The sequence below is a fragment of the Telluria beijingensis genome (assembly GCF_030770395.1).
Lineage (GTDB): Bacteria > Pseudomonadota > Gammaproteobacteria > Burkholderiales > Burkholderiaceae_D > Telluria > Telluria beijingensis.
Genome location: NZ_CP132480.1, coordinates 2,588,684 through 2,606,902, shown reverse-complemented (window position 1 = coordinate 2,606,902; position 18,219 = coordinate 2,588,684). Strand labels below are relative to the sequence as shown.

Below are 18,219 nucleotides of genomic sequence, written 5' to 3'. Positions count from 1 at the left end.
GCGTTCGTCGCCGTCGGCCGCCGCCGCCAACGTGGAGTTCGCGGCCGGNCGGCGCGCCATGTGGCGCGCCCCCGCGGGACCGACCTCACGGGAACCGATGCAATCTCCGCTGGATTTCTTCGCCAAGGCGGCGCGTTCGTCGCCGTCGGCCGCCGCCGCCAACGTGGAGTTCGCGGCCGGCCACAAGAACATGCTGCAGCTGATCGAGCTGCGCTGGATCGCCGTCATCGGCCAGATCACCACCATCGCGGCCGCGATCCTGATCTTCCGCATCGAGCTGCCGCTGGTGCACATGCTGCAGGTGCTGGCCTGCCTGATCGCCTTCAACGTCGCCAGCCACCTGCGCTGGCACGAGCGGCGGCCGGTCTCGAACGGCGAGATGTTCCTGGCGATCCTGGTCGACGTCTCGAGCCTGACCGTGCTGCTGTACCTGTCGGGCGGCACCACCAATCCCTTCGCCTTCTTATACCTGCTGCAGGTGATCGTCTCGGCCGTCTTGCTCGACGTGCTGTGGACCTGGAGCATCGTGCTGGTCACGATCGCCTGCATGGCCGGCCTGGCCGCCTTCGCCCAGCCGCTCGCGCTGCCGTTCGACCACGCGCGCGGCATCGGCAGCCTGTACGTGCAGGGCCTGCTGGTGTGCTTTGCGCTGAACGCGGCGCTGCTGGTGATGTTCATCTCGCGCATCTCGGACAATGTGCGCGACAAGGCGACCCAGCTGGCCGCATTGCGCCAGCGCGCGGCCGAGGAAGAGCACATCGTGCGCATGGGCTTACTTGCCAGCGGCGCCGCCCACGAGCTGGGCACGCCGCTGTCGACGGTGTCGGTGATCCTGGGCGACTGGAAGCGCATGCCGGCCTTCCGCGACGATCCCGAGCTGCTGGAAGAACTGACCGAGATGCAGACCCAGCTCAAGCGCTGCAAGGCCATCGTCAGCGGCATCCTGCTGTCGGCCGGCGAGGCGCGCGGCGAATCGGCCGAGCGCACGACGATCAGCAGCTTCCTCGACCGCCTGGCCGAGGGCTGGGAGGCCAGCCGGCCGGTGCGCACCTTCATCTACAATAACCGGATTGCCGACAACCTGCCGGTGGCGAGCGACTCGGCGCTGCGCCAGACGCTCGACAACCTGCTCGACAACGCACTCGAAGCCTCGCCCGACTGGGTCTATATGGACGCCCATGTCGACGAGCGCACGCTGGTGGTGACGGTGTTCGACCGTGGCCCCGGCTTCGCGCCCAGCATGCTGGCCCAGTTCGGCAAGCCCTACCAGTCGACCAAGGGCAAGCCGGGCGGCGGCCTGGGCCTGTTCCTGGCGGTGAACGTGGTGCGCAAGCTCGGCGGCACGGTCACGGCCCGCAACCGGCGCCAGGACGAGGGCGGCGGGGCGGAAGTCGCCGTGCGCCTGCCGCTGGCGGCGATCGAACTCGAAGAGGACATGAACGATGGACAATCCTGAGCCGCTGCTGCTCATCATCGAAGACGACGAAGCGTTCGCGCGCACCCTGAGCCGCTCCTTCGAGCGGCGCGGCTACCGCGTGCTGGGCGCCGCCAGCCAGGAAGAAGCGGCCGCGCTGCTGGCCCAGCACAGCCCGGGCTATGCCGTGGTCGACCTCAAGCTCAAGGGCAATAGTTCCGGCCTGGCCTGCGTGCAGCTGCTGCACGAGCACGATCCGGACATGCTGATCGTGGTGCTGACCGGCTTCGCCAGCATCGCGACAGCGGTCGAGGCGATCAAGCTGGGCGCCGTGCAATACCTGGCCAAGCCGTCGGATGCCGACGATATCGAAGCCGCCTTCGGCCACGTGGCCGGTAGCACCGACATCGAGGTCACCAATCGCTCGACCTCGATCAAGACGCTGGAGTGGGAGCGCATCCATGCGGTGCTGGCCGAGACCGATTTCAATATCTCGGAGGCGGCGCGGCGGCTGGGCATGCACCGGCGCACGCTGGCGCGCAAGCTCGAGAAGCAGAGGGTCAAGTGAGGTTGTCCGGCTGGCGTGCGGCATGCTTGAGCGCGGGTCTTCTGCTGGCCGCTGGGGCAGGGGCGGCGCCGGCCGCCAGCGCGGGCGCGCCGCAGGCCGGTGCAGCCACTGCCGCCCAGGTCGAGGCAGGGCGGCGCCTGTTCGCGCGTTGCGCGGGCTGTCACCAGGTCGGCAGCAATGCAGGTAACGTCTTCGGCCCGCACCTGAACGGCATCGTGGGGCGGCGGGCGGGGAGCGTGGTCGGCTACGCCTATTCGCCGGCCATGAAGGCGTCCAGGGTGGTCTGGAGCCAGCAGAAGCTGGTGGACTTCATCCGCGACAGCGACAAGGTCGTGCCGGGCAATAAGATGCGCTTCTTCAGTTTCATGAGCGAGAAGCAGGTGCGCGAGATCGTCAGTTACCTGGCGATCCATTAAGGCGAATCGATAAAGAGGATCTGTTTGCCTACATAAAACGTAACTAACCAACTTAGCGGCACGCTCAACAGCGACCAAATCACCGCTACCGACTTCGACCAGTCCACCGCACTGCAAGGCAGCCACCAGGAAGGAAGGCCGGATGCGGATACGGCGCAAAAACATTAGCCCAGCTTGCTGAGCGCGAAGGCTGCCAGGAAACCCAGCACCACGATCAGGCCGGCAAAATCATGGGTTTCCTCGAACGCTTCGGGAATCATGGTGTCGACCACCATCGCCAGCACGCCGCCGGCCGCAACGGCAGTGGTCGCCGCCAGCATCTCGGGCGGCAGGTGGTGGAAGACCGTGTAGCCGGCCAGCGCCGCCAGCCCGGACGCAAGGGCGATGCAGCCCCACACGCCGTAGATGTGGACGTGCGAGCGGCCCGCCTGCTTCATGCCGGCTGCGCTCGACAAACCTTCCGGCAGGTTGGACAGGAACACCGCGACCACCACCGCCGTGCTCACCCCCTGGCCGCCGAGCAGCGACAGGCCGATCACGATCGATTCGGGAATGCCGTCGAGGAGGGCACCGACGGCGATGGCGCTGGCATTGCCATCGTCCTGGGCGCCGGCGGGCCGGCGCGAACGCTTGCGGTGGCGCGCGCCACGCCGCGCCAGCATCCAGTTCGCGGCGGTGTACACCACGGCGCCGGCCAGGAAGCCGGCCGCGGTCGAGGCGAAGCCGCCGGTCTCGATCGCCTCGTCCATCAGCTCGAACGACAGCGCCGAGATCAGGACCCCGCTGCCGAAGGCCATGATGGCCGCTACCAGGCGCTGCGGCACCTCGAAACGGATGCCGATGAAGGCGCCCAGCAGCAGGGCGGCGCCCGCCACCAGTCCCCATGTTCCCGCCTGCAGCCATCCCGGTAATGCGTCCACGGTGCCTCCATTATTTCATCGATGCTAATATTTTCTGAGGCGCAGCATGCGCACGACAGGCGATTCCCCTCATTCCCACCTCGACGGACGGGTAAGGATGGCTATCGCCTGTCTGTACATTCGCACAAATAGGGTTGCCACGATTATACTTTTCGGGCAGTATAGACGAGTGGCAACCGGCTGCGTCCGGTTGCCCGATCAGCGATGAGGCGGCTCACCCCGTTTCTTTTCGTCCCCCGCATCCGTCGGGGGGCTTTTTTCGACTGCGCGGCATCGCAATTCCACACCTGCCGCGCCTGGCGTTCCCCACGCCGCATCGGTTATCGTGCCTGCGCGGCTCCCTGCCGCCGTCCGGCGCGTCCCATCGGAGAATTTGGATGAGCGAGTTGCTTTCACTCACGCATGCGCTGGCCTGGCCGCTGGCGCTGACGCTGGCCTGGATGGCTGGCGAACTGCTGTACCGCTGGGCCAATGTGCCGCGGATCGCCATCTATGGCTTGTGTGGTTTCGTGTTCGGCAACCTCTCCAGCGGCTACCTGCCGCCGGCCCAGGCCGACAACTTCATGATGCTGGCCAATCTCGGCTTCGGCCTGATGCTGTTCGAACTCGGCTATCGCATCAACCTGCGCTGGCTGCGCACCAATCCCTGGCTCCTGGTCACCTCGCTGCTCGAAGCCGGCCTGACCTGGGCCGCCGTCTATTTCGTCTCGCGCACCTGCGGCATCGGCGCGCTGCCGGCCAGCCTGCTGGCGGCCCTGGCCATGGCCAGCTCGCCGGCCGGCCTGCTGCGCATCGTCAACGAGCAGGGCGGCGGGGGCCAGGTGACCGAGCGCGCCATGCACCTGACGGCCCTGAACTGCGTGCTGGCCGTGTTCGTGTTCAACGTCACGGTCGGCTTCGGCGTGTTCCAGACCTCGGGCGACGTGGTCCACGCCAGCTGGACCGGGCTGGTGGTGCTGGCCGCCTCCAGCGGCCTGGGCGCGGCGCTCGGCTATCTGCTGCCGCTGTGGCAGCGCATCGCCGGCCATGCGCGCAGCAACTCTACCTTGACGTTCGCCGTGTTCGTGTTCCTGCTGGTGGCGATCACCCACGTGCTCAAACTGTCGCCGGTGCTGGCGGCGCTGACCTTCGGCCTGGTGGCGCGCCACCGCCGCGTCACCCTGAGCCCGGCCCAGCGCAATTTCGGCGCCCTGGGCGATTTGCTGACCGTGCTGCTGTTCTTCTTTGTCGCGACCACCATCGCCTGGCAGCCGACCGCCGAGGGCCTGATGCTCGGCCTGCTCCTGCTGCTGGTGCGCGCGCTGGTCAAGGTGGCCGTGTGCACCGCGACCGCCCGGGTGTCCGGCATCTCGGCGCGCAAGGGCGCCCTGACCGGGGTCGCGATCATGCCGCTGACGGTGTTCGCCATCATCCTGATCGAACAGACCCGGCGCTCGGGCGTCGACCTGTTCGACACCCTGACCCCATTGGCGCCGCTGGCGGCGATGGCCATGATCCTGGAAGTCCTGGCGCCGATCCTGACCCAGATCGCGCTGACCGGCGCCCGCGAATCGGGCTTTGCCAAGAACAAGACCGTAGAGAAGAAGGAGGACCAGGATGCCGCTGCCTGAATTCAGCCGTTCGGACGCACTGACGATGGGGGTCGAGCTGGAACTGCAGCTCGTCAACCTGTCCGACTTCGACCTGGCCCCGGCCTCGCCTGACATGCTCGACCTGCTCGCGCGCGCGCCGTTCCCGGGCGCCGTGACGCCCGAGATCACCGAGAGCATGATCGAGATTAACAGCAGCATCCATACCGGCCATGGCCCGCTGGTCGAGGAACTGCAGCTGATCCGCGACACCCTGCTCAAGGCCGGCGACCGCCTGAACGTGGGCGTATGCGGCGGCGGCACCCATCCGTTCCAGCAATGGACCGAGCGCCGCATCTATGAAAAGCCGCGTTTTCGCGAAGTCTCGGCCCTGTACGGCTACCTGGCCAAGCAGTTCACCGTGTTCGGCCAGCACGTCCACATCGGCTGCGGCAGCGGCGACAATGCCCTGTACCTGCTGCATGCGCTGAACCGCTACATCCCGCACTTCATTGCGCTGTCGGCCTCGTCGCCCTTCCTGCAGGGCAGCGACACCCAGTTCCATTCCTCGCGCCTGAACTCGGTGTTCGCCTTCCCGCTGTCGGGCCGGGCGCCGTTCCTGCTGCGCTGGGAGGACTTCGAGCGAGATTACTTCAAGCGCATGGAAGATACCGGCATCGTGCGCAGCATGAAGGACTTCTATTGGGACCTGCGCCCGAAGCCGGAGTACGGCACCATCGAGCTGCGCGTCTGCGACACCCCGCTCACGGTCGAGCATGCGGCGGCGCTGGCGGCCTACCTGCAAGCCCTGTGCAGCTACCTGCTCGAGGGAAATGAAGCGCCACCGCGCGAGGACGACTACCTGGTCTACAACTACAACCGCTTCCAGGCCTGCCGTTTCGGGCTAGAGGGCAATATCGTTTTGCCGCAGGAACACCGGCCCGTGGTGTTGCGCGATGACATCCTGGCGACCCTGGCGCGCATCGCGCCGCATGCCGAGAAGCTCGGCTCGGGCGCTGCGCTGGCCCATCTGGGGCAAATCACGAAGGCAGTCGGCGACGCCGAGCAACTGCGCATCGTGCACGAGCACGAGGGCAGCGTCGAGGCCATGGTCAATCTCGCGCTGGGCAAATTCCGCGGCGAGGTCTGACCTTTACGAGCGCCTCACGAGTGGCTCAAGGGGATCTTGCCCGCTTCCTCGTCCGCATCCAGGCGGGCAATCAGGGTAGCCAGGTCTTTCTCGAGACGCAGCAGGGTGGCCTCGTCGAGCGTCGCCAGCGCGTCCGGCAGTACGCCGGCAGCCGGTCCGGGCGCGCGCCTTAATACTTCCTGTCCGGCGGGCAGGATGCGCAACGCCACATTGCGCCGGTCGACCCCTTCGCGCGCCGCCGTCACGTAGCCCCGCTCGACCAGCCCGCGCACCAGGTTGCTGGCGGTGGACTGGTGGATGTCCATGGCGCGCCCCAGGCTGGTGGCGCCGATGCCCGGCTGGCTGTCGATCACCGACAGCGCCCATACCTGCGCCCCGCCCAGGCCCGATTCGTGCTCGAGCTGACGGAAGTGGGTCTTGACGGCATTGAACACGATGCGGAACTGGCGCAGGACGCGCTGGGATGGAGCGTCGGCGGGCAGCAAGTGAGGCTCTGGCGAGGATTTCGGGGGCATGGGCGAGATGATAATCGAACGGCCCGCGCAGCGGGGCGGGCGGTGCGCTCTTTTTGCATGGCGGGTCCCCCGAAGCCCCGGTTCTGCGCTAGCATGGATCATGCGTAGCGCATTCGCCCATCCTGCCGTACCCGGGCGCGGCCTGTCCCGGCCCGCGCTGGGGACCTGCTTGCTCGGCCTGCTGCTGACGTCCGTGCTGTGCGGCGCGGTGCGCAAGATCGAATACGACCGCGCCCAGGCCGAGTTCGACCAGCGCGCCGTGGTGCGGGTCGCCGCCGTCACCCGGGCATTTGCCGAGGCCACGGATGCCGCGCGCGCCGTCAACCTGTTCTTCCGCGCTTCCGAGGAAATCACGCGCGCCGAATTCGACTCCTTTGCCCAGCCGTTGGTGGCGCGCCACGGCTACCTGCAGGCGCTGGTCTTTCAGCGCTTCGTGGGCCGCGCCGAACGCGCCGCCTTCGAGGCCGCGCGCGCCGCCTTCTGGCCCGGCTTCGCGATCCGCCAGCGGATCAGGACCGGGGAGCCGGCCCTGGTCCGGGCCGGCGAACGCGACCGCTACCTGGTCAACGACTACGTGGCTCCGATCGTCGGCAACGAAGTCACCTTCGGCTACGACGCCTGGTCCAACGCGCCGCAGCGGGTCTATACCCAGCGCGCGATCGATAGCGGCGAACCCGCCGCCAGTCCGATCATCGACCTGCTGCAGGGCGGCGGCGCGCGCCACGGCGTCCTGATCATCCTGCCGGTCTACCGTCCCGGCGTGCGGCCGCTGGAAGCCAGGGAGCGGCGTGCGACCGTGATCGGCACCACCGAGGTGGTGATCGACGTCGCCCTGCTGGTCGGCGGCACCCTCGAATCGGTGCGCCTGCTCGACGACGACAATTTCGCCCTGTCGCTGCGCGGACCGGACGCCCTCGGCAACCCCATCACCGCCTACCAGCACGGCAGCCTGGCCGCGCCCGACGGCTGGTGGGAACGCCTGCTGGACGGCATGAACCTGCGCCACGTGGAAGCGTTCGAGATCGCCGGCAGCCCGTGGCAGGTAGTGGTCGAGGAACAGCCGCCGGCGCTGGGCGCGCACATGGCCGAGTTGGTCGCGATGGCGCTCGGCCTGGTGCTGAGTTTCGCGGCCGGCGGACTGGTGCAACAGCGGGTGGCGCGCACGCGCCGCATCGAAGCCCTGGTCGAGCAGCGCACCGCGGCGCTCGAGCGCGCCACCGGCGCGCTGCGCCTGTACGAGCGCGCGATGGAGGCGAGCGCCAACCCGATCCTGCTGGTCGACGCCGAGCAGCCGGGCTACCCGATCGAATACGCGAACCCGGCCTGCGAGCGCACCTTCGGCCGGCCCGCGCGCGAGCTGGCCGGCCAGCCGCTCAAGCTGCTCGCCGGCCTCGACGCCGAGCAGCCGGCGATGGAAGAGCTGCGCCGCGCCCTGCGCCAGCAGCGCGAGGACCACGCGCTGCTCACCCTCCACACCCCCGACGGCGCCGAGCTGATCGGCGACGTCTACGTGGCGCCGGTGCGCCGGCCGGACGGCCAGGCCGGCCATTTCGTGGTGACCGTCTACGACGTCACCACCGCCAAGCGCTACGAGGCCGAGCTGGCGCGCCACGCCCACTACGACACGCTCACCGGTCTGGCCAACCGCGCGCTGCTGGCCGACCGCATCGAGCGCGCCATCGCGAATGCGGGCGAGTTGCCGGTGTGGACCGTGCTGCTCGACTTCGACCACTTCAAGCTGATCAACGACACCCTGGGGCGGCGCGCCGGCGACGAGGCGCTGCGCCTGCTGGCCACCCGCATCAAGGGGGCGATCCGGCCGGCCGACACCGCGGCCCGGGTCGGCGGCGACGATTTCGTGCTGGTGCTGGTCGGCTATGCCGACGAACGCCAGGCCGTGGCCCGTATACAGCAGGTGCGCGACGCGGTGGCCGAACCGATCCAGCTGGCCGGCCAGCGCCTGGTGCTCAATTGCAGTGCGGGGGTGGCGGCTTATCCGGCCGACGGGCTCGACGCCGATACCCTGGTCAAGCATGCCGAGATCGCCATGTACCGCGCCAAGTCGGGCGGGCGCAACGGCGTACAGTTCTATGCGCCGCACATGAACGCCCAGGCCTTCGACCGCCTGGCCCTCGAGAGCGCGCTGCGCCACGCGCTGCAGGACGAGCAGTTCGAGCTGCACTTCCAGCCCCAGGTCGACCTGGCCAGCGGCATGGTGGTCGGCAACGAGGCGCTGATCCGCTGGCGCCATCCGCTGCTGGGCGTGGTGCGCCCGGACCGTTTCATCGCGCTGGCCGAGGAAACCGGCCTGATCGTCCCGATCGGCGCCTGGGTGCTGCAGGCGGCCTGCCGCCAGAACCGGCGCTGGCAGCGCGCCGGCCTGGGACCGCTGCGCATCGCGGTCAACCTGTCGGCGCGCCAGTTCGCCGAGCCCGACCTGGTCGACACCGTGGCCCGGGTGCTGGGCGAGACCGGCCTGCCGCCAGCCTCGCTCGAGATCGAACTCACCGAGAGCATGATGATGGCCGACGCCGACGCCGCCATCCACACCATGGAATGTCTCAAGCGCATGGGCGTCAAGCTGTCGATCGACGATTTCGGCACCGGCTATTCGAGCCTGCAATACCTCAAACGCCTGCCGGTCGACGTGCTCAAGATCGACCGCTCGTTCGTCCATGACATCGTCGGCAATCCGGACGGCGCGGCCCTGGTCGACGCCATCATCTCGCTGGCCCACGGCCTGCGCATGCAGGTGATCGCCGAGGGGGTGGAAACGATCGAGCAGCTCGACTACCTGCGCGGCTGCGGCTGCGACGAGGTGCAGGGCCACGTATTCAGCCGTCCGCAGCCGGCCACGCGGGTCGAGGCGCTGCTGCGCGCCGGCCGCGTCGAGCCGGCCGCCAGCACCGCCTGAAGCTTCTCGCGTGCCGTGGCCGGTGTTCCGGTCGGCTATACTTGCCGCACATTGACAGTCTGATCAGGGCAAGGATAGCGAGTGGACCAGAAGCACACCGACGAGAACACGGAAACCGCAGACGCTGCGCCAACCGTGCAGCAACGCATCAGGCAGGGCGCCAGGCAGCTCCTGCGGCGCCTGGCGGCCGGCGCCTCAACCGGGGCCGCGGCGCTCAAATCCGGCGCCGGCAAGCGCCTGCACGGCCGGCCGCTGCCGGTCAAGCTGGCCCTGCTCGCACTATGGAGCCTGGCCGCCGGCCTGATGGCGATCCTGGCCTGGCTGCTGGTCCTGATCCCGTTCACGCCCGGCATCGACGACCTGGAACAGGTCAGCCGTTCACGACCGTCCGTGATCGTGGACGCTGGCGGTCGGCCGCTCGGCACCTTCGAGAAAGGCCTGCAGGAGCGGGTCAAGCTGTCGCAGGTCTCGCCGCACGTGGTCCAGGCCCTGGTCGCGACCGAAGACCATCGCTTCTACCAGCACCACGGGGTCGACTTCAAGCGCGTGGCGGGCGCCTTGTGGGCCAGCGTCAAGGGCGACCCGCAGGGCGGCTCGACCATCACCCAGCAGCTGGCGCGCAATATGTTCCCGCAGGAGATCGGCCGCGCGCGCAGCATCAACCGCAAGATGAAGGAATTGATCACCGCGATCAAGATCGAGAACACCTACGGCAAGACGCAGATCCTGGAAGCCTACCTGAACACGGTGCCCTTCCTGTACAACGCCTACGGCATCGAGATGGCGGCGCGGACGTACTTCGGCAAGCCGGCGCTCAAGCTCGACGTCCTCGAATCTGCCACCCTGGTCGGCATGCTCAAGGGCACCCACTACTACAATCCGGTGGCCAATCCCGAGCGCTCGCTCGCGCGCCGCAACGTGGTGCTGGGCCAGATGCGCAAGCACGGCGTCTTCGACGACAAGCGCTACGCGGCGCTGGTAAAACGTCCGCTGCGCCTGCGCTTCGCGCGCCTGCCCGACCGCAGCGGCAAGGACGACCATTTCACCCACCACGTGCGCAAATGGCTGCTCGACTGGGCCGACCAGAACGACGTCAACCTGCAACTGGACGGCCTGGTGGTGCGCACCACGCTCGATCCCGAGCTGCAGCGGGCGGCCGAGCGCGCGCTGCGGCGCCAGGCCGACATCCTGCAGGCGATCGCCGACGTCGAATGGGCCAACCCCAACGTGCCGCGCTCGACCGCCACCGCCACCTATACGTCGATCCGTCCCAATATCGATCCGTTCTCGTATTACTGGATCACCCATGCGCGCGAGCTGGACGCCTTCGTGCGCGAAAGCGCCACCTACCGCAGTGCGGTCGAGGGCGGCGAAGAGCCGGCGGCCGCGCTCAAGCGCCTGAAGGGCGAGCGCGGCTTCATGAACGAGCTCAAGGCCGCCAAGTCGCGCCTGGAAGCCGGCTTCGTCGCCATCGACCCGGCCAGCGGCGAAGTGAAGGCCTGGGTCGGCAGCCGCGACTTCGAGCGCGACCAGTACGACCACGTGGCCCAGGCCGCGCGCCAGCCGGGATCGACCTTCAAGCCGTTTGTCTACGGCGCGGCGCTGGAGCGGGGCATCCCGCCCGACCAGGCCTACCGCGACGTGGTGCTGGAATTCCGCGGCGACGACGGCAGCAGCTGGCGCCCGACCGATATGGACGGCAATAGCGGCCGGTCGATGCCGATGCGCGACGGCCTGATCCTGTCGAAGAACACGATCACCGCCCAGGTGAGCCAGGAAGTGGGCATCGCCCCGATCGTGCGCCTGGCCCAGGGGCTGGGCGTGCGGCAGAGCAAGCTCGAGGCCGTGCCCTCGCTGGCCCTCGGCACCAGCCCGGTCACCCTGCTGGAGATGGTCAGCAGCTATGCCACGATCGCGGCCCAGGGCGAATACCGGCCGCCGATCTTCGTGCGCCGCATCGAGGACCGCGAAGGCAATGTGGTGGCCGATTTCGGAACCGGGCAGCCCGAGCGCGCGATGTCGCGCGAATCGGCCGTGGCCCTGATCGACATGCTGCGCGGCGTCGTCACCCGCGGCACCGGCAACGGCGTGCGCAGCCGCTTCGGCATCCGCGGCGACCTGGCCGCCAAGACCGGCACCAGCCAGAACAACCAGGACGGCTGGTTCATCATGATGCATCCGAACCTGGTGGCCGGGGCCTGGGTCGGCTTCAACGACAACCGGGTCACGATCCGCAGCAGCTACTGGGGGCAGGGCGGCCACAATGCGGCGCTGGTGGTGGGCGACTTCTTCCGCGGCGCCTTCGACGCCGGCAGCCTGGATGCCAAGGCGGTACTGCCCGGCTGGCGCGCACCGGAGCCGCGCCGCTACGTCGTGGAAGAAGAGCCTGAAGAAGTTTTCCTGGAGGACGAGGCGCAGGAAGTGACGCCGGTCGAGGGCCCGGACGAAATGCCGGTCCTGCCGGCGCCGGAACAGATCGAGCCGGTGCAGGCGATCGAGCCGACCGAGGCCGCCCCTATCGCGCCGCCGCCGACGGGCGTCCCGACCCCGTCGGGCGATCCGGTTCCGCTGCCACTGCCGTCGGAGCTGTAGCCGGCGCCCGCAGGTCCGGATCGGCCTTCAGCAGCGGATAGGGATTGATGGCGCCCTCGGTGTCGTAGATCCCGTAATGCAGGTGCGGCGGCGTCCCCTTGGCATTGCCGGTATTGCCGACATAGCCCAGCACCCGCCCGGCCTCGATGCGCATGCCAGCTTCGACGTCGGAATAGCTGTCCAGGTGGGCATAATAGTGACGCTGGCCGCCGGGTCCGAGCACCCAGACCACCAGGCCGCCCAGGCGGTTGGTGCCAACCCGCGACACGATGCCTTCGGTGCTCGAGCGCACCGCCGTGCCCCGCTTGGCGAAGATGTCAATGCCCTCGTGCTTGCGGCCTTCGCTGCGCGCGCCGCCCCAGGTGTCGCGCAGCGCGCGTTGGCGCACGCCCTCGACCGGCACCGGCAGCGCCTGCGGCTTGGGCATGGCCGCCAGGCGCATGCTGTACAGGGCCCGCTCGATATAGGGCTCGAGCAGGCCGTATCCCAGCACCAGGATGACGGCCACGAACAGGGTTCTGAGCAGGACGCCCATCTACAGGATCGGCGTGCCGCCCGTCACCGCGATGCGCGCGCCCGAGATATAGCTGGCCTCGTCAGACGCCAGCATCACGAATGCCGGTGCCACCTCTTTCGGCTGGCCGGCGCGCTTCATTGGCACCTGGCTGCCGAAGTTCTCGACTTCTTCCGGCGGCATGGTCGACGGAATCAGGGGCGTCCAGATCGGCCCTGGCGCCACCGAGTTCACGCGGATGCCTTTTTCGGCCAGCAGCTGGGCCAGGCCGGCGCTGAAGTTGGCGATCGCCCCCTTGGTGGTGGCGTAGGCCAGCAGGGTCGGCTTCGGATTGTCCGAGTTGATTGACGTCGTGTTGATGATCGACGAGCCCGGGGCCATATGCTTCACCGCCGCCTTGCAGATGTGGAACATGGCGGTGATATTGACCTTGAAGGTGTAGTCCCACTCGTCGTCCGGGATCTCGTCGAGCGAGTCGTGCGACATCTGGAAGGCGGCATTGTTCACGAGCACGTCGATGCGGCCGAATTCCGCGACCGCCTTGTCGACGATGGCGCGGCAGTGGGCGGCGTCGGCGATATCGCCCGGCACCAGGACTGCGCGACGGCCGGCTCCCTCAACCAGGCGCGCGGTTTCCTTCGCGTCCTCGTGTTCGTTAAGGTAGGAGATCAGGACGTCGGCGCCTTCGCGCGCGAAGGCAAGGGCGACCGCGCGGCCGATGCCGCTGTCGCCGCCGGTGATCACGGTGGCTTTGTCCTGCAGGCGGCCGGAGCCCTTGTAGCTGGTTTCGCCATGGTCGGCTTGCGGCGTGAGCAGCGCTTCATGGCCGGGCGGTTGCTGCTGTTGCTTCGGAATTTCCATCGATAACTCCTTGTCTGGGACGTACAAATGAAACGCGGACCGGGCGGTCCGCGTGCTGGACGCGACTCGTGATGAGTCGGCGTCGCGAAGCGCGAGCCTCAGCGACCGAGGTGCTCGCGCACCGCGCTGGCGCTGACGCCAACCTGCTCGACGGCGCGCTGCAGCTCTTCGCGGGTCACACCGAGGGCCTCGGTCCAGTAGCGCACCTCGTGCTCTTCATGGATATTGATGCGGGAACGGTCCTGCTCACCGCGCTTGTTCAGGTCATCCGACATGATGGGCTCCTTGTTAGGCGATGCGCACAGGGTGACAGCCTCGGGCGGCGGTTTCCGTTAGCTGCCACACGCTGGCGCGCGATCGGCGGCCAAGGACCGCGATGGGACATGCCAGGCGGCCGGATTTGAGGTACGCTTGCAGTATTCGAATAGCAAGAATACGGAGACCCCATGCCCGCACCTTATGCAAGCGCACAACCCGAACGCAGCGTCATCGACGCCACGCCTGGCCTGGTCGCCCTCGACTTCGGCGCCAATTGGTGCGGCTACTGCCGCGCCGCCGAGCCGCTGATCGAGCAGGCCCTGGCCGACCATCCCGCCGCCCGGCACATCAAGGTCGAGGACGGCCCCGGCCGGCCGCTGGGGCGCTCGTTTCGCATCAAGCTGTGGCCGACCGTGGTGGTGCTGAAGGACGGGCAAGAGGTGGCGCGCGTGGTGCGGCCGGTCGACGCCGATGCGGTGCGCCAGGCGCTGGCCCAGGCGGGTGCATGAGCGACGCGGTATTCGTCGACCCGGCCGCGCCGGCATCCGCCAACAAGCCCCGCACCGTCCTGTTCGCAAGCCTGATCGGCACCACGATCGAGTTCTACGATTTCTACATTTACGCCACCGCCGCGGTGCTGGTGTTCCCGCGCCTGTTCTTCCCGGCCGCCGATCCCGGCGCGGCCATGCTGCAGTCGCTGGCGACCTTCGCCATCGCCTTTTTCGCGCGCCCGGTCGGCTCGGCGCTGTTCGGCCACTTCGGCGACCGCATCGGGCGCAAGGCGACCCTGGTCGCAGCCCTGCTCACGATGGGGATCTCGACGATCCTGATCGGCATGCTGCCGACCTATGCCCAGATCGGCGTCGCGGCGCCGCTGCTGCTGGCGCTGTGCCGCTTCGGCCAGGGCCTGGGCCTGGGCGGCGAATGGGGCGGGGCGGTGCTGCTGGCGACCGAGAACGCGCCGCCCGGCAAGCGCGCCTGGTACGGTATGTTCCCGCAACTGGGGGCGCCGATCGGCTTCTTCCTGTCGGGCGGCGTATTCCTGCTGCTGGGTGAGTTGATGGGCGATGATGCCTTCTTCGCCTGGGGCTGGCGCATTCCCTTCCTGGCCAGCGCCGTGCTGGTGGCGGTGGGCCTCTACATCCGCCTGAAGATCACCGAGACGCCCGATTTCCAGAAGGTGCTCGACAACAAGGCGCGCGTGAAAGTGCCGGTGGTGACGGTGCTGCGCGATCACCGCCGGGCGCTGGTGCTGGGCACCCTGGTCGCGCTGTCGACCTTCGTCATCTTCTACCTGATGACGGTGTTCGCCCTGAGCTGGGGCACCGCCCGGCTGGGCTATACGCGCCAGCAATTCCTGGTGCTGCAACTGGTCGCGGTGGTGTTCTTCGCGCTCACGATCCCGCCGTCGGCGCTGCTGGCCGACAGCCGCGGGCGGCGCAGCGCCATGATGCTGGTCAGCGCTGCCATCGCCGTGTTCGGGCTGCTGTACGGGCCGCTGTTCGGCTCGGGCGGCTGGATGGCGGTGACGCTGTTCATGGTGCTCGGCATGTGCCTGGTCGGCTTCACCTACGGACCGCTCGGCACCCTGCTGGCCGAGCTGTTCCCGGCCGAGGTGCGCTATACGGGGTCGTCGCTGACCTTCAATTTCGCCAGCATCCTGGGCGCCTCGGTGGCGCCGTATATCGCGCTCTGGCTGGGCACCAACTACGGGCTCGAGTTCGTTGGCTACTACCTGAGCGCGGCGGCGTTGATCAGCCTGGCGGCCCTGGTGCTGGTCAAGGACCTCGTGCCGGCGCCCGTGGCCAGGTGAGCGCGCGCTGCCTCGGCGGCCTGGAGGCACGCGCGCCCGGGCCTGCCGACGAGGCCTTCCTCGCGACGCTGTACCTGGAGACGCGGCCGGATCTGGCCGCGCTGCCGGTGCCGCGCGGGGTCATCGAAGGGATCGCGTGTCACCAGCGCCAGATGCAGGTCGACGATTACGCGCGCCGTTATCCGGCGCTGGAAGACTGGTTGCTACTGGAGGCGAGGCGCCCGGTGGGACGCGTGGCGCTGGACCGCGCCGGCGGCGGATTGCGCGTGGTCGACCTGTCGGTGGCGACGGCGGCAAGGCGCCGGGGCATCGCGCGCGCCGTGCTGGCGGCGCTGCAGGTAGAGCATGAATGGATCGCGCTGCGGGTGCGCAGCGACAACGTCGCGGCGCGCAGGCTGTACGAGGGGCTGGCGTTCACGCTGTTGCGCGACGACGGCCCCACGCTCGAACTATGCTGGCGGCGCGCGGCCGCTCAGAACGAATAGACCATCGTCAGCGAGGTCTGGGTATCGGTGTTCTTCTTGTCTTCGGGGACGTTGCTGTCGTTGCGCACGCTGAAGCCGGCCTTCATCTGCATGCTGCCGTTGATCTTGGTGCTGAGCGAGGTCTCGGCCACCGAGTGGGTGTTGCCGGTGCCTTTCTCGACGCTGACGGTCTGGGCGAAGAAGGCGGACGGGCTGACCTGCCAGCGGAACTGGGCCGCGCTACGCACCGTCATGCCTTTTTCTTCTTCCTCGTTGTCGCGCTCGCCGACGGAGTAGCCCGGACCGATCTCGATGTCCAGCGTCTTGTCGGGCGCCGTGTACCAGCGCGAGCCGTAACCGATGCCGATCGTCGAATACTGGCGGTAGGCGCCGAAGCGGTCGTTGGTATGGGTGGCCAGCACGAAGGCGCGGCGGCCGTCGCCCAGCAGCTTGAGCGAGGCCTTGGCCGAGGTGGCCCAGCGCTGGGCCGAACGGCTCTTCTGGCGCTCGCCGTATTCGTCCTCGTACTCGTCTTCCTTGAAGTAGCCGCTGGCGATGAACTCATGGCTCCAGCGCGCCGTCTCGTGGCGGGCGTCGATCTTGCCGGTGACCGAGGTGCCGTTGGTATTGCCCGAGGTCGTGATCGCGCCCAGTTCGGCGGACGTGAACCAGCCGCCATCGGGGATCTCCGGCATCGCGACCGCCAGTGGCGCATGGACGTTGCCGATTTGAGGAAGGTCGGGAGCGGCAAGCGCCACACCCGGAATGCCGGCCAGGGCCAGCACCAGGATCGAATAAGGTTTCATCAGCATCTGTGGTAAGGCTGGGTTTGCCCGACATTGTAACGCAAAGACAGCGCGATGCCATGCATTCGGGCACGACGATGCCTCAAGCGCCCACGTAAACGATCTTGAAAGCGAACAGGGCGGCGATCACCCATACCACCGGCCTGACCTCGCGCGCGCGCCCGGTCAGCAGCTTGAGCACCGCGTAGCTGATGAAGCCGAAGGCAATGCCCTCGGCAATCGAATAGGTGAACGGCATGCCCAGCGCGGTAACGGCGGCCGGAATGCTTTCGGTGCTGTCGCCCCACTCGACGTCGCCCAGGTCGGACAGCATCAGGCAGGCCACGAACAGCAGCGCCGGCGCGGTGGCGTAGGGCGGCACCACGGCCGCCAGCGGCGCGATGAACAGGCAGGCCAGGAACAGCGCCGCCACCGTCAGCGCGGTCAGACCGGTACGCCCGCCGGCCTGGACGCCGGATGCGCTCTCCAAGTAGGCAGTGGTGCTGGAAGTGCCCAGCACGCTGCCGGCCACGATCGCGCCGCTGTCGGCCAGCAGGGCCTTGCCCATCCGGTCGCCGGGGTCGGGCCTGCCCTCGACCAGCAGGCCGGCGCGGCGCGCCACGCCCATCAGGGTGCCGGTGGCGTCGAACAGTTCGACCAAAAAGAACACCAGCACCACGTTCAGGATGCCGGCCGCCAGCGCGCCCGGGATGTCGAGCTGGAACAGGGTCGGTTCGATCGACGGCGGCAGCGAGAACAGCCCCTGGTAGGTATTCCCGCCGAAGAAGAAGCTGAGCACTGTCACCAGCACGATGCCGATCAGGATTGCGCCGCGCACCCGCAGCCGGTCCAGCGCCACGATGGCGAAGAAGCCGACGACGGCCATGATCGCGGCGGGCGCGTGCAGGTCGCCGGCCTTGACCAGGGTGGCTTCGCTGGCGACCACGATGCCGGCATTCTTGAGGGCGATCAGGGCCAGGAACATGCCCAGGCCCACCGTGATGGCGACCCGCATCGAACGCGGGATGCCGTCCACGATCATGGCGCGCAGGCCGACCAGGGTGACCAGGATGAACAGGCAGCCCGAGATGAACACGGCGCCCAGCGCCGCCTGCCACGGGATGCCCATGCCGAGCACGACGGCGTAGGCGAAATAGGCGTTCAGGCCCATGCCGGGCGCCATCGCGATCGGGTAGTTGGCGTACAGGCCCATGATGGCGGTGCCGCCGGCGGCCACCAGGCAGGTGGCGGCGAATACCGATTCCTTCGGCATGCCGGCATCGCCCAGGATCGAGGGATTGACGAAGATAATGTACACCATCGTCAGGAAGGTGGTCAGCCCGGCCATCATCTCGGTGCGGATGGTGGTGTTGTTCTCGCTGAGTTTGAAGAGTTTGTCGAGCATCGGGGGCTTTCGCAGGGTGTTTTTTGCCCGAAGCATAACATCGCGCCACGCCGCCTGCAGGC

17 protein-coding genes are annotated in these 18,219 nt (G+C 68.2%); 10 read left to right on the top strand and 7 right to left on the bottom strand.

The annotated features are described in order from the left end of the window. The first annotated feature begins 97 nt into the window (after positions 1-97). The 3 genes from Q9246_RS11620 to Q9246_RS11610 are packed head-to-tail and all read left to right on the top strand — an operon-like array spanning position 98 to position 2,398. On the top strand, positions 98-1,456 hold the full coding sequence (locus Q9246_RS11620) for an ATP-binding protein (RefSeq protein WP_306398152.1): 1,359 nt from the start codon (positions 98-100) through the stop codon (positions 1,454-1,456). After that, positions 1,443-1,982: a response regulator transcription factor gene (locus Q9246_RS11615; RefSeq protein WP_306397700.1), complete on the top strand. Its 540-nt coding sequence runs from the start codon at positions 1,443-1,445 to the stop codon at positions 1,980-1,982. The genes Q9246_RS11620 and Q9246_RS11615 overlap by 14 nt, the downstream gene beginning before the upstream one ends. A 26-nt stretch (positions 1,983-2,008) precedes the next feature. Further along, positions 2,009-2,398, top strand: a complete 390-nt coding sequence (locus Q9246_RS11610; RefSeq protein ID WP_306397699.1) for a c-type cytochrome — start codon at positions 2,009-2,011, stop codon at positions 2,396-2,398. Between the two features lie 164 nt (positions 2,399-2,562). On the opposite strand, the gene Q9246_RS11605 is transcribed toward Q9246_RS11610, so the two are convergent. Next, a complete protein-coding gene (locus Q9246_RS11605) occupies positions 2,563-3,318 on the bottom strand; it encodes a ZIP family metal transporter (RefSeq protein WP_306397698.1) in 756 nt (251 codons plus the stop codon). Between the two features lie 377 nt (positions 3,319-3,695). Here Q9246_RS11605 and Q9246_RS11600 point away from each other — a divergent pair, with 377 nt between their 5' ends. Both Q9246_RS11600 and Q9246_RS11595 read left to right on the top strand, forming a co-directional pair. Beyond that, positions 3,696-4,928 (top strand): cation:proton antiporter, encoded by a 1,233-nt coding sequence (locus tag Q9246_RS11600; RefSeq protein WP_306397697.1) that lies wholly within the window; start codon positions 3,696-3,698, stop codon positions 4,926-4,928. After that, positions 4,915-6,036, top strand: coding sequence for a YbdK family carboxylate-amine ligase (locus Q9246_RS11595; protein ID WP_306397696.1), 1,122 nt, complete (start codon positions 4,915-4,917; stop codon positions 6,034-6,036). The genes Q9246_RS11600 and Q9246_RS11595 overlap by 14 nt, the downstream gene beginning before the upstream one ends. A gap of 14 nt (positions 6,037-6,050) precedes the next feature. Here the strand turns inward: Q9246_RS11595 and Q9246_RS11590 are convergent, their stop codons facing one another. Beyond that, on the bottom strand, positions 6,051-6,521 hold the full coding sequence (locus Q9246_RS11590) for a MarR family winged helix-turn-helix transcriptional regulator (RefSeq protein WP_306397695.1): 471 nt from the start codon (positions 6,519-6,521) through the stop codon (positions 6,051-6,053). A gap of 130 nt (positions 6,522-6,651) precedes the next feature. Between Q9246_RS11590 and Q9246_RS11585 the strand changes: the two genes are divergently transcribed. Together Q9246_RS11585 and Q9246_RS11580 are read left to right on the top strand one after the other, a co-directional pair. Continuing rightward, positions 6,652-9,465 carry a bifunctional diguanylate cyclase/phosphodiesterase gene (locus tag Q9246_RS11585; protein ID WP_306397694.1) on the top strand — a complete coding sequence of 938 codons (2,814 nt, stop codon included), beginning with the start codon at positions 6,652-6,654 and terminating at the stop codon, positions 9,463-9,465. A gap of 81 nt (positions 9,466-9,546) precedes the next feature. Beyond that, positions 9,547-12,057, top strand: a complete 2,511-nt coding sequence (locus Q9246_RS11580) for a transglycosylase domain-containing protein (protein ID WP_306397693.1) — start codon at positions 9,547-9,549, stop codon at positions 12,055-12,057. On the opposite strand, the gene Q9246_RS11575 is transcribed toward Q9246_RS11580, so the two are convergent. From Q9246_RS11575 to Q9246_RS11565, 3 genes are all read right to left on the bottom strand, one after another. Further along, the gene (locus Q9246_RS11575) at positions 11,981-12,592 is read right to left on the bottom strand and encodes a M23 family metallopeptidase (protein ID WP_306397692.1); all 612 of its coding nucleotides are present in this window, start codon (positions 12,590-12,592) and stop codon (positions 11,981-11,983) included. The genes Q9246_RS11580 and Q9246_RS11575 overlap by 77 nt on opposite strands. Next, on the bottom strand, positions 12,593-13,432 hold the full coding sequence (locus Q9246_RS11570; protein ID WP_306397691.1) for a glucose 1-dehydrogenase: 840 nt from the start codon (positions 13,430-13,432) through the stop codon (positions 12,593-12,595). It abuts the gene before it with no gap. 98 nt (positions 13,433-13,530) lie between these two features. Further along, positions 13,531-13,707, bottom strand: a complete 177-nt coding sequence (locus tag Q9246_RS11565; RefSeq protein WP_306397690.1) for a DUF3606 domain-containing protein — start codon at positions 13,705-13,707, stop codon at positions 13,531-13,533. 171 nt (positions 13,708-13,878) lie between these two features. Here Q9246_RS11565 and Q9246_RS11560 point away from each other — a divergent pair, with 171 nt between their 5' ends. The 3 genes from Q9246_RS11560 to Q9246_RS11550 are packed head-to-tail and all read left to right on the top strand — an operon-like array spanning position 13,879 to position 15,988. Then, a complete protein-coding gene (locus Q9246_RS11560; protein ID WP_306397689.1) occupies positions 13,879-14,199 on the top strand; it encodes a thioredoxin family protein in 321 nt (106 codons plus the stop codon). Next, positions 14,196-15,503: an MFS transporter gene (locus tag Q9246_RS11555; RefSeq protein WP_306397688.1), complete on the top strand. Its 1,308-nt coding sequence runs from the start codon at positions 14,196-14,198 to the stop codon at positions 15,501-15,503. The genes Q9246_RS11560 and Q9246_RS11555 overlap by 4 nt, the downstream gene beginning before the upstream one ends. After that, positions 15,500-15,988 carry a GNAT family N-acetyltransferase gene (locus tag Q9246_RS11550; RefSeq protein ID WP_306397687.1) on the top strand — a complete coding sequence of 163 codons (489 nt, stop codon included), beginning with the start codon at positions 15,500-15,502 and terminating at the stop codon, positions 15,986-15,988. The genes Q9246_RS11555 and Q9246_RS11550 overlap by 4 nt, the downstream gene beginning before the upstream one ends. Here Q9246_RS11550 and Q9246_RS11545 read toward each other — a convergent pair. Next, positions 15,976-16,779, bottom strand: a complete 804-nt coding sequence (locus Q9246_RS11545) for a DUF481 domain-containing protein (RefSeq protein ID WP_306397686.1) — start codon at positions 16,777-16,779, stop codon at positions 15,976-15,978. The two genes, Q9246_RS11550 and Q9246_RS11545, sit on opposite strands and share 13 nt — an antisense overlap. A gap of 76 nt (positions 16,780-16,855) precedes the next feature. Beyond that, positions 16,856-18,157 carry an NCS2 family permease gene (locus Q9246_RS11540; RefSeq protein WP_306397685.1) on the bottom strand — a complete coding sequence of 434 codons (1,302 nt, stop codon included), beginning with the start codon at positions 18,155-18,157 and terminating at the stop codon, positions 16,856-16,858. Positions 18,158-18,219: the final 62 nt, after the last annotated feature.